The sequence below is a fragment of the Hyphomonas sp. genome (genome assembly GCF_018402285.1).
Classification (GTDB): domain Bacteria; phylum Pseudomonadota; class Alphaproteobacteria; order Caulobacterales; family Hyphomonadaceae; genus Hyphomonas.
Genome location: NZ_JAGYJH010000005.1, coordinates 64,692 through 73,629 on the forward strand (window position 1 = coordinate 64,692; position 8,938 = coordinate 73,629).

The 8,938-nt window shown below is 60.6% G+C and carries 8 protein-coding genes and 1 tRNA gene; 6 read left to right on the forward strand and 3 right to left on the reverse strand.

Features of this window, described 5'->3' with window-relative positions:
* Window positions 1-8 precede the first annotated feature (8 nt).
* The 3 genes from KG722_RS11675 (at window position 9) to KG722_RS15200 (ending at window position 2,341) form a co-directional block, all read left to right on the forward strand.
* Window positions 9-103: transfer RNA gene (locus tag KG722_RS11675), tRNA-Sec, on the forward strand.
* Between the two features lie 72 nt (window positions 104-175).
* Window positions 176-1,759, forward strand: coding sequence for a TlpA disulfide reductase family protein (locus tag KG722_RS11680; protein WP_213271964.1), 1,584 nt, complete (start codon window positions 176-178; stop codon window positions 1,757-1,759).
* A 63-nt stretch (window positions 1,760-1,822) separates the two neighbouring features.
* The gene (locus KG722_RS15200; RefSeq protein WP_300998468.1) at window positions 1,823-2,341 is read left to right on the forward strand and encodes a UGSC family (seleno)protein; all 519 of its coding nucleotides are present in this window, start codon (window positions 1,823-1,825) and stop codon (window positions 2,339-2,341) included.
* Between the two features lie 580 nt (window positions 2,342-2,921).
* Here KG722_RS15200 and KG722_RS11690 read toward each other — a convergent pair.
* Both KG722_RS11690 and KG722_RS11695 read right to left on the reverse strand, forming a co-directional pair.
* Window positions 2,922-3,344, reverse strand: coding sequence for a nuclear transport factor 2 family protein (locus KG722_RS11690; RefSeq protein WP_213271966.1), 423 nt, complete (start codon window positions 3,342-3,344; stop codon window positions 2,922-2,924).
* A 216-nt stretch (window positions 3,345-3,560) separates the two neighbouring features.
* Window positions 3,561-4,802 carry a TetR family transcriptional regulator gene (locus tag KG722_RS11695; protein ID WP_213271967.1) on the reverse strand — a complete coding sequence of 414 codons (1,242 nt, stop codon included), beginning with the start codon at window positions 4,800-4,802 and terminating at the stop codon, window positions 3,561-3,563.
* A gap of 214 nt (window positions 4,803-5,016) precedes the next feature.
* Here KG722_RS11695 and KG722_RS11700 point away from each other — a divergent pair, with 214 nt between their 5' ends.
* The 3 genes from KG722_RS11700 to KG722_RS11710 all read left to right on the forward strand — a co-directional run bounded on the left by KG722_RS11700 (window position 5,017) and on the right by KG722_RS11710 (window position 8,729).
* Entirely contained in the window at window positions 5,017-6,207 is a 1,191-nt protein-coding gene (locus KG722_RS11700; protein WP_213271968.1) for a TonB-dependent receptor plug domain-containing protein, read from the forward strand.
* Window positions 6,167-7,546: a TonB-dependent receptor gene (locus tag KG722_RS11705; RefSeq protein ID WP_213271969.1), complete on the forward strand. Its 1,380-nt coding sequence runs from the start codon at window positions 6,167-6,169 to the stop codon at window positions 7,544-7,546. Before KG722_RS11700 ends, KG722_RS11705 begins: the two co-directional genes overlap by 41 nt.
* A 73-nt stretch (window positions 7,547-7,619) precedes the next feature.
* The gene (locus KG722_RS11710) at window positions 7,620-8,729 is read left to right on the forward strand and encodes a tyrosine-protein phosphatase (RefSeq protein WP_213271970.1); all 1,110 of its coding nucleotides are present in this window, start codon (window positions 7,620-7,622) and stop codon (window positions 8,727-8,729) included.
* Here KG722_RS11710 and KG722_RS11715 read toward each other — a convergent pair.
* Window positions 8,701-8,938 (reverse strand): hypothetical protein (locus tag KG722_RS11715; protein ID WP_213271971.1); only part of this gene is annotated, 238 nt, incomplete at its 5' end. The two genes, KG722_RS11710 and KG722_RS11715, sit on opposite strands and share 29 nt — an antisense overlap.

Here is an 8,938-nt window from a genome sequence, read left to right on the forward strand (position 1 = left end):
ATCCTTCCGGAGGTGACCGGAGTCTGGTGGCTTCCCTGGTCTTCAAAACTATGGACACGCCGGCAAGGCGTGTGGTGGGTTCGATTCCCATCCACCTCCGCCATAGCCGGGGCTGTTGTGCAAAGGAGCGGCTTCGGGTGACCCGCAGGCCGGCAAAGGGCGAAGGAGTTACCCCATGAGCGAAACAAGGCCGGCCTTTTCCCTCTTGTCTCTGTCGGGAAGCCGGCATGCCTTTGCGGCAGGCGGCGCAGCCCTCGTCGTGTTCGTCAAGGAAGACTGCGAGACCTGCAACACGGCGGCGCCGGTGGTGGAGGCGTTTCACAAGGCGTATGGCGGGAAAATTCAGGTTCTGATGCCGGCCCAGTCGGGCGAGGACAATGCCGTCTTCAGCGCGCGTCATGGCCTGACCGTTCCGGTGCTGGAGGACACGGGCTGCCAGACCTCCTTCGACTGGGACATCGAGATCGTGCCATCGGTATTCTGGATGAACGCCGACGGCACGGTCAGGGACCATTTTGAGGGCTTCGTTCGCTCCGAATGGGAAACGCTCAGCGCCGGCCTCGCCGCGAGCCTTGACCTGCCCGCGGCCGGGATCGACTGGGAGAGCCTGCCGGCCTGGCGCCCCGGATGCGGCTCCCGCCACCTCTATCCGGAAATCCATGACAGGCTGCGCGCCGCCGCGGATGGCCAGGCGCTGATGGCGCGCCGCATCGAGATTGCCGAGGCCGATGACGTGATCGAGTTCATGTTCGATCAGGGCTTCTCCGACGGCTTGCCCCTGGTGCCGCCGACCCCTGAACGGGTGCTCAGGATGTTGTCGGGAACACGCCGTGCGCCGCAGGAGGTGATTGCAATTGTTCCGCCCAATATGGGACAGGCGACGACCGAAAAGATTGCCATCAACGCGGTCATGGCCGGGTGCAGACCGGAATACATGCCGGTTCTGATTGCGGCCCTGGAGGCGGTGTGTACCGACGCGTTCAACATCCACGGCGTAACGGCGACCACAATGGGAGCCGCGCCGGTAATTGTGGTCAACGGGCCGATCCGGGACCGGATCGGCATGAACAAGGGCCTCGGCGCCCTCGGCTCGGGCAACCGTGCCAATGCCACGATCGGGCGGGCGCTGCGCCTGATCGTCGGTAATGTCGGCGGCGGCAAGCCGGGCGGGGTGGAGCGCTCCACGCTGGGCAATCCGATGAAATACACGATGTGCTTTGCCGAGAATGAGGAACGCTCGCCCTGGCCGCCGCTGCATGTCGAGCGCGGGTTCAACAAGGAAGATTCGGTCGTCACGGTCTTTGCGATGACAGGCGGGCCGGTTCACATCGTCGACCAGGAATCGCGCACGCCTCAACAGGTCGCCGGATCGATCGGCCTCGGGCTGGAAGGGGTATTTCTGCCGAAGCTGAGGAACATGCCGATCGACGCGCTGCTCGTCGTCTGCCCGGAACATATCGATACGCTGATGAGCGAAGGGCCCTATACCAAGGCGCAGTTGCGCGCCCGCATTCAGGAGGTAACGATGCGGCCTCTGAGCGAAATGGTGGCAAGCGACACATCCGGGGCGGGGATCCCGAGATCCAGCGCTGAAAAGATGGGTCCCGGGAAGCTGGAGGCCCGCGTGCCGAAGTTTGCCGGCGAGGAATACATTCACATCGTCGTGGCCGGATCAGACGCGGGCAAGTTCAGCTCGGCCTTTCATGGCTGGGCGACGGGGGAGATCGGGTCTCAGTCGGTCTCGCGCAAGATCGATTGAGGCTGGAGCCGGGCGTACAAACATGTATGCTCGGGGCGAACGTTCGCAGCACAAGGGTGAAAGATGACCGTAATTCTCGATCCGACCGATGAACGAAAGCCCGTTACACGCCAGATCACCCCGCGCGCGGGATCCCTGCAGGGCACGATTGGCCTGCTCGACATCCGCAAGCCGCGTGGCAACGTGCTGCTCGACGAGCTTGAGCGGCAATTGAAGGCGGCCGCGCCGGAGATCACCGTGAAGCGCTTTGCCAAGCCGACCTTCACCAAACCCTGTCCCGATGACCTGCGTCGCGACATTGCGGGCGAGGTCGATTATCTGGTCGAAGCTCTGGCCGACTGAGGTTCCTGTACGACGTGCAGTCTGCACGATACAGTCTGGTTTGAAATCCAGGGAATCCCGTCAGTCTCCATTGCGTCTTCGGAGTTCGATGAAGCCGCTGATTTCCAGCGCAGCGCGCTCGGCATGCCGGACGCACGCTATGTTCTTGTCCCGCATCCGATCCAGGACGCGACCGATGAGGAGATGCGGGCGAAGGCGCGGCAGGCGCTTCCGGCAATCCTCGACGCATTGACGCGCTGATTGGGGTCTGCCTTGTCAGGTAAACAGCGGCTGGCTTGAAGACATTCGGGGATCGGTCAGACAGGACAGCCGGACAGGTGAGGGGTGTCTCTCACGCTCTGCTCTTGCGGCGCGGCCATGAAACCAACCGGCACCACGCACGGACATGAGGTTAGCCGGCGCGTGAACAATCATGTGAACAATCGTGCTCGGATTCTGAGCCTTCCGGCCCGGCGGTGCGGGGGCGGATGACATCGCGTTTGCCGCGCATGCAAAACCATGAAGTTCGCCTCGTCCGGCGCCTGCGTACACTCACTTAATTTGTCAGAAAAGGATCGGGAGCGGGCAAGATTGACATCGCTGCGGTCGTAAACGGCGCGAACTTCCTGTTGCCTGAGATCTGCGGGTGAGCCGGCTGCAGAGACTGCTCGCGTTTATCGCGGGGTCCTTGGCGAATCCAGGGGCACGCTGTGCTGTCTGGCCCCTGAAATCTTCCGATCGGGGACGGGGGCGGACCCCTGAAGCCCTGTTGGTATCACCGCCTGACGAGACCATGGGTGAGAGGCTGATCCAGGACTGTGTCCGGCTATAGGCAAGCTGATCAACTCAGGTTCGACGGTGCTGATGGCAGCGGTTCTGTCGGGGCGATCGACCCGAGCACAGCGATCAGGTCCGCTGCCGCGGCACTATCGAAATACTCCCGGACATGGGTCACCCTGCCGCCGCAGACATCGGCGACCACGCATACGAGGAGATCGAGCGTCGTTCCGCAAGGCAAGGTGCCTCTGACGGCATGTTCCTCGACGAACCCGGTGGTTGTGGCGGACCGCACGGCATTCTCATAGCGGAACGCCTTCACAATCTGCCCTACGGCCGTGTTGAATGCGAGCAGAGCATCCAGGCCGAAGGGGCGACCATTGTTCTGGCGCACGCAAAGTTCGTCCGAGCACAGACCTCGAACGGCTGTATCGTTCCCGTCAGCAAGGGCGGCAAAAAGCGCCTCTGCCACTTCAGCGTTGTTCATCTCACGCGCCTCCTGACTGTCATCTGCGCATGCTTGTGCCGGCAGACTCAAAAAGCAAGTCTCTGCCTGGGGGGTGACGTTTCCTGCCCAGATGGCCTTTGGTCGGCATCCAGGACGCCCGGCAGCGTCGCCGCAATGTCATCATCAGGATCGCAGACCGAGACCGGGGCAACACTCATCATCACGGACATTTCCGGGAGTCGGTTTCTATGGCTGCTAATGCCTGCTGAACAACAAGGTGAGCGCGTCTCCCAGCCGATCGTTCATGCGTGCTCCTTCTGACGTTCCGGTTCCTGGCGCTTCATCAGGAGAGAGAAACACAAGGCCGTTTGAAACAAGGCGAAAAATCTGGGCGTCAAGCCAACCGGCGCCGTCTTCAAAACCGGGCAGGCAGCGCAACAGGTTTCTGGACGTCTCGCCTGAGCGGGCGAACAGGGAAAGCGCAAGCTGAACGGTCTCGGTGTCCCGAGAGGCTTCAAACATCGCATTCAGAAGACCGATCAGTTCAGTGCGGTTACTCTGCGCGCCTTGCTGGTCACTGGCAGTCAGGCGCTCAGCCAGGGCCCGTGGCGTAAGCGATCCTGCTTCGTCCTTGTATTCAAGCTGGCTCAGGGCGCGCTGGCAAAGCCGCTGGTAGAGAAGCGTGTAAGCGTCTTTCAAAATTGCGCGCCGGCCATTGAAAAAATGAGTCACGGACGAGACCGACGCGTGCGCCTCGGTGGCAAGCCGCCGGTGAGTGAGAGCGTTCACGCCCTCATCCGTCATGATCTGGATTGCTGCTTCGAGAAGGGCCTGGCGTGTCGGATGCTCGCTGCGAATCCCAGCTGTCGGTTCGCTCGCTTGAGCGGCCATCGATCGCCAGGCGCTGTCGGCGCAGGTCCAGGAGACGGGCCTGCCAAGCAGACGCTGGGTAAAACGATCCACCAGGGAACTGGACCAGGCATGGAAGCCAGGGCTTGCGGCTCCGATCAGGTGTCCGAAGGCAAGACCGTGGAAGAATGCCTTCAGCGTGTGCGTTTGGCCGGAGGACAAATCGAGTTTCGATCCCAGCAGCGCCCAGAATTCCTGCTCGGCATTTGAGAAGGGGCCTGCCTGGCCAGTATGGCCGCGCGCGACCCCGAGGATACGCAGCCAACGCAGCGCCGCAAGCTGGTCGTCTGGCCTTGTTTCGCCAATAAGCAGCTCGTTCAGCAGGCCCGCCAGATCAGATCGCGACACCGGAGCTGAGAGAAGGTCGCGCTGGCAGGTCGCCCATCGTCGCGCATCCTGTTCCAGTGACGCAACGCGCGCCGCTGCCATGAGCGTATCAATGTTGCCATACCTGTAGTTTATCAGCGATGGGCTGACGCCTGCGGCTGCCGCAATGTCGCGCAGGCCTGGTCCCCCTGCGCGCGAGGCCATCAATGCAAGCGCGGTTTCGACAAGCCGTTCGGATGGGTTGGGTTCACTGTGGTGCATCCGTACAGCTCTGAAGCAGATTACCCTTCCAGAATCAAGCATCTGTCCGAAGTGCTGATGGGCATCACAGGGTCGAGGCTCCGATAGTATAACGAAAACAGGCGGATTGCTGGAACTTTTTCAGCTTGAGCGTCGTATCCGTGTTGTAAAACTTTGACTTGGTTCAGGTGTTCAGCAGCCTTATGCGCATGGCGTTAACCTTTAGGAGCCGGGCATGCGGATCAAATCCCTCAAACTAAATCTTCTCATGGCTGGCGCACTCATCGCAGCGCCGGGTATGGTCGCTCAGACCACAGATGATACGGAGGCGCGCCAGCAGACGGTCATTGTTACCGGATCACCCATTCGTGACAGCCAGCAGGCCGCTATCGATGCCAAGCGTAATGCGGACAATGTGGTCGACATCATCGCGGCCGATACGATCGGGCGCTTCCCCGACCAGAACCTCGCTGACTCGCTTGGCCGTCTGCCGGGCATCGCCATCGAACGAGACCAGGGGCAGGCCCGCTTCATCAACTTCCGCGGCGCGCCCTTTCGTTATACCGCGATCGCCTTTGATGGGGTCCAGGTGCCCGGCGCCGAAAACGGGCGCACGCCGCGCTTCGACAGCTTCCCATCGGTGATCACCAGCTCGGTAGAGGCAAACAAGGCGATAACCCCGGACATGCCAGGCGAGGCCGTTGCCGGTTTCGTCAATATCCGGACCTTCAGCCCCTTCGACCGGCAAGGCCTCGGCGTTTCACTCGAGGCTGGCTATGGCGAGCAGGAGTTGGGCGGGGGACCCGTCAGCAAGCTCAACGGGCGGATTTCCTGGTCGAGCGATCAGCTCGGGCTGGTTGCCTTCGCCTCGAAGAACCGGCGTGAGCAGGTCACTGATAACCGCGAATATGACCTGTCGTTCAATACAAATGGCGACTATCTGGTCAGCCAGCTCGACTTCCGCTCCTATTTCGTCAACCGCGAAGACAATGCCTGGGGCGGAAAAATCGAGCTTCGACCTTCGGAAGGACCGTTCAGCCGGCTCTTTGCCACCACGCTCTACACCGACTTCATCGATGAGGAAGAGCGCACCCAGTTCGTGTTCCAGTTCGGCGCCGGCGCCGCCGCACGCCGCGGGACGCTGACGCCAGGTGAGACGGGCTACGAGCCGCTGGTCATTGTCCGCCGGCTGCTACAGGACGGCGAGTATGACAACTCGACTTTCACCAACACGCTGGGCGCCGAACTTGAACTGGGCGCGTGGGCGCTCGATGCGCGCCTGAACTATACGGAGACCGAGAACAACACGTTCCTGCCTATTCCGTTCAGCGTCGGCACGGCGGCCGGCAGCTATGACATCACCGACCTGAACGATCCTCTTGTCAATGTCTTCGCGACCGTTCACACAGACACCGATCCGCCTTGACCAGATCAACTTTTCCACCAATCTCGGCATTCTCGTCGATGCGCGTCTCGACAATCAGGCCTGGAAAGCCAAGCTTGATGCGGAAAGGCCGTTGACGCTGATGGGCCGTGACCTCGACGTCAAGATTGGCGCCCAGTATGATACGCGCGAAGCCGAGGGCAACAGTTTTGCTCAGATCGCCGGCGGTTTTCCTTCGGCCGTTCAGATCGGCGCATTTGGAACCTCCATTCCTTGGTACACGGACTTTACCAACAGCATCAACGCCAGCTATTTTGACAATCCCGGCCTGCGCAATGCCTGGTCCCGGGCCGTCGGCGGTTTCGATCTGGCGATCCCCGGCGATCTGGCAATTGTGATCGAGGAAGACATCTACGCCGCCTATGCCATGGCCAAGCTGGCTTTCGAGGGCGGAAACGCTGTCTTCGGGGCCCGGGTCGAGCACACTGAATACACCACAGACGGACCGTCTCTGGATATCAGCTACAGCGATGACTACACCGCCTTCCTCCCGTCGCTGCATGTCAATTTCGACCTGCGAGACGACCTGAAGCTGCGTACATCGCTGACCACTGGCCTGTCCCGGCCAAACTATTCTGAATTGCGCGCTTCTGCCTCGATCAATCCGACCACGACACCGCCGTCGGTCAGCGGCGGCAACCCGACGCTGGACGCGGAGCGGACCTGGGGCGGAGACGTCTCCCTGGAATGGTATTATGCCCCTGCAAGCCTCCTTTCGGTCGGCGCCTTCCACCGCGAGATTTCAGATGTGATCTACTCTGACTCGACAACGATCGATGGCGGCATTTATGATCCCTCCGCAGCCGGAGAAACCTGGACCCTTAACGGCTTCGTCAATGGCCGGAACGGCCGTCTTTCCGGTATCGAGGCCAATTTCATCGGTCTTGCGGAAAACCTCTTGCCGTCTCCCTTTGACGGGTTGGGCGTGAGTGGCAACGTGACCTTGATCGACAGCGAGTTCGAGACCAATGGCGGTGTGAAGTTCTCCCTGCCGGGAACTTCCGACCTGATCTACAACGCCTCTCTCTTCTACGAAAAAGGCGGCCTGTCAGCCCGGCTCAACTACCAGTTCCGGGACGCCTGGCTCTCGACGACCGAGAATGACAGCCTCGCCGAGTTCTGGGACGCTCAGGAACGTGTGGACGCATCCCTGCGCTACACGCTGCCCTACGATCTGCGCGGCACGCAGGTCACCCTGTTTGCCAATGGCAACAATCTGTCTGATGCCGTCGATGTCCGCTATGACGGGGTCCCTCAACTTCCCAACCAGGTTGAGCGATACGGCCGTTACTGGCTTGTCGGATTGCGGGCAGATTTCTAGGCCCGTTTGACTGCCGACCGGGCAACGTCAAAGTTGCCCGGTTATCTCTTTCTCCCAAACCCAGGATCCCGTCATGTTGCGCTCAACTTCCACTGCATTTGCTACACTGGTCTGCCTGGGGGCGTGCGCCCCCGCTCCGCCCCCCCCGTCCAGTGAGCCGGGAGATGGTGCACACGTGTCCCCGGCGATAATTGTCAGCGAAGCAGAAGTTGTCCGCGAAGCAGGAATATCTGACTACAAACTGTCCTGGGCAACCAATGTTTCCGATGCTCCGGTCCGGATAGAAGTCTCTGCCGATCCGGATTTCCCACTAGGCCAGGGCAGCGTGATTGCCGACGGTTTGAAAGATACAAGCTATACCTTCACAGCCCCGGCAGGCGCCCCTCGCCAGTACTTTCTGATTGTTCCGGATGCGGGCGACGCCGTGCGAGTGTCAAACCGCGTCCTCCCGCTCGAAGGCGGCAGAAACTTCCGTGATCTGGGCGGATATCAGACCCTTGATGGCCGCAGCGTGAAATGGGGTCTTGCCTACCGTTCGGGTGTGATGGAGGGCCTGACGGATTCCGACTATGATTATATTTCCGGTCTTGGCATTTCAGTGGTCTGCGATTTCCGTGCTTCCCAAGAGCGAGCCAGCGAGCCCACGGACTGGCGCGGTGGAGATATCGAGTACATCACTTTTGCAGATCCGTCGGCAGAAGAGGACATGTCGAAATCTTTTGCCTCGGTACTGATGGATCCGGAGGTCACCGCGGAAAAGGTGCGCGACATGTTCATCAGTTCCTACCGGTCGATGCATCATACGTATGCGCCCGCCTATGCTGAGATGTTTGACAATCTCGCCAATGGGAGCCTGCCGCTCGCCTTCAACTGCTCGGCAGGAAAGGACCGCACCGGGGTTGCCGCAGCGCTTCTCCTGTCGGCGTTGGGTGTGCCTCGTGAGACAGTCGTTGAAGACTATGCTTTGTCGGAAAAGGTTGTCGACTTCATGGCAGAATTTGAAGTCGGATTGTCCGGTAGCGATCGGGAAAGCCCGTATGCATTCCTGTTCCAGCTGCCGCCGGAGGTCATCCGTCCGCTGATGCGCACCGAGCCAGCCTATATCGAGGCCACGCTCGATGCGATCGAAGCTCAGCATGGCAGTATCATTGCTTTCATTCAAGAGCGAGCTTGGCGTAGATGATGATGAGCTTGCCCGCATCCAGGAGCGCCTGCTCGAGAGTTAGATGCGGTTCCTGGAAACCGAGCCGGATAAAGAGAACATCGACGCTGGCATCTCCATTCCAGGTGCCTGAAGGCCGGGGAGTTCTGTCCGCATCGGTGGATTTGAACGCATTCCCGATTTCCGGTTCAATCCAGTCAACCGGCTTCTGCCTTGGCCGAAGACCGGAA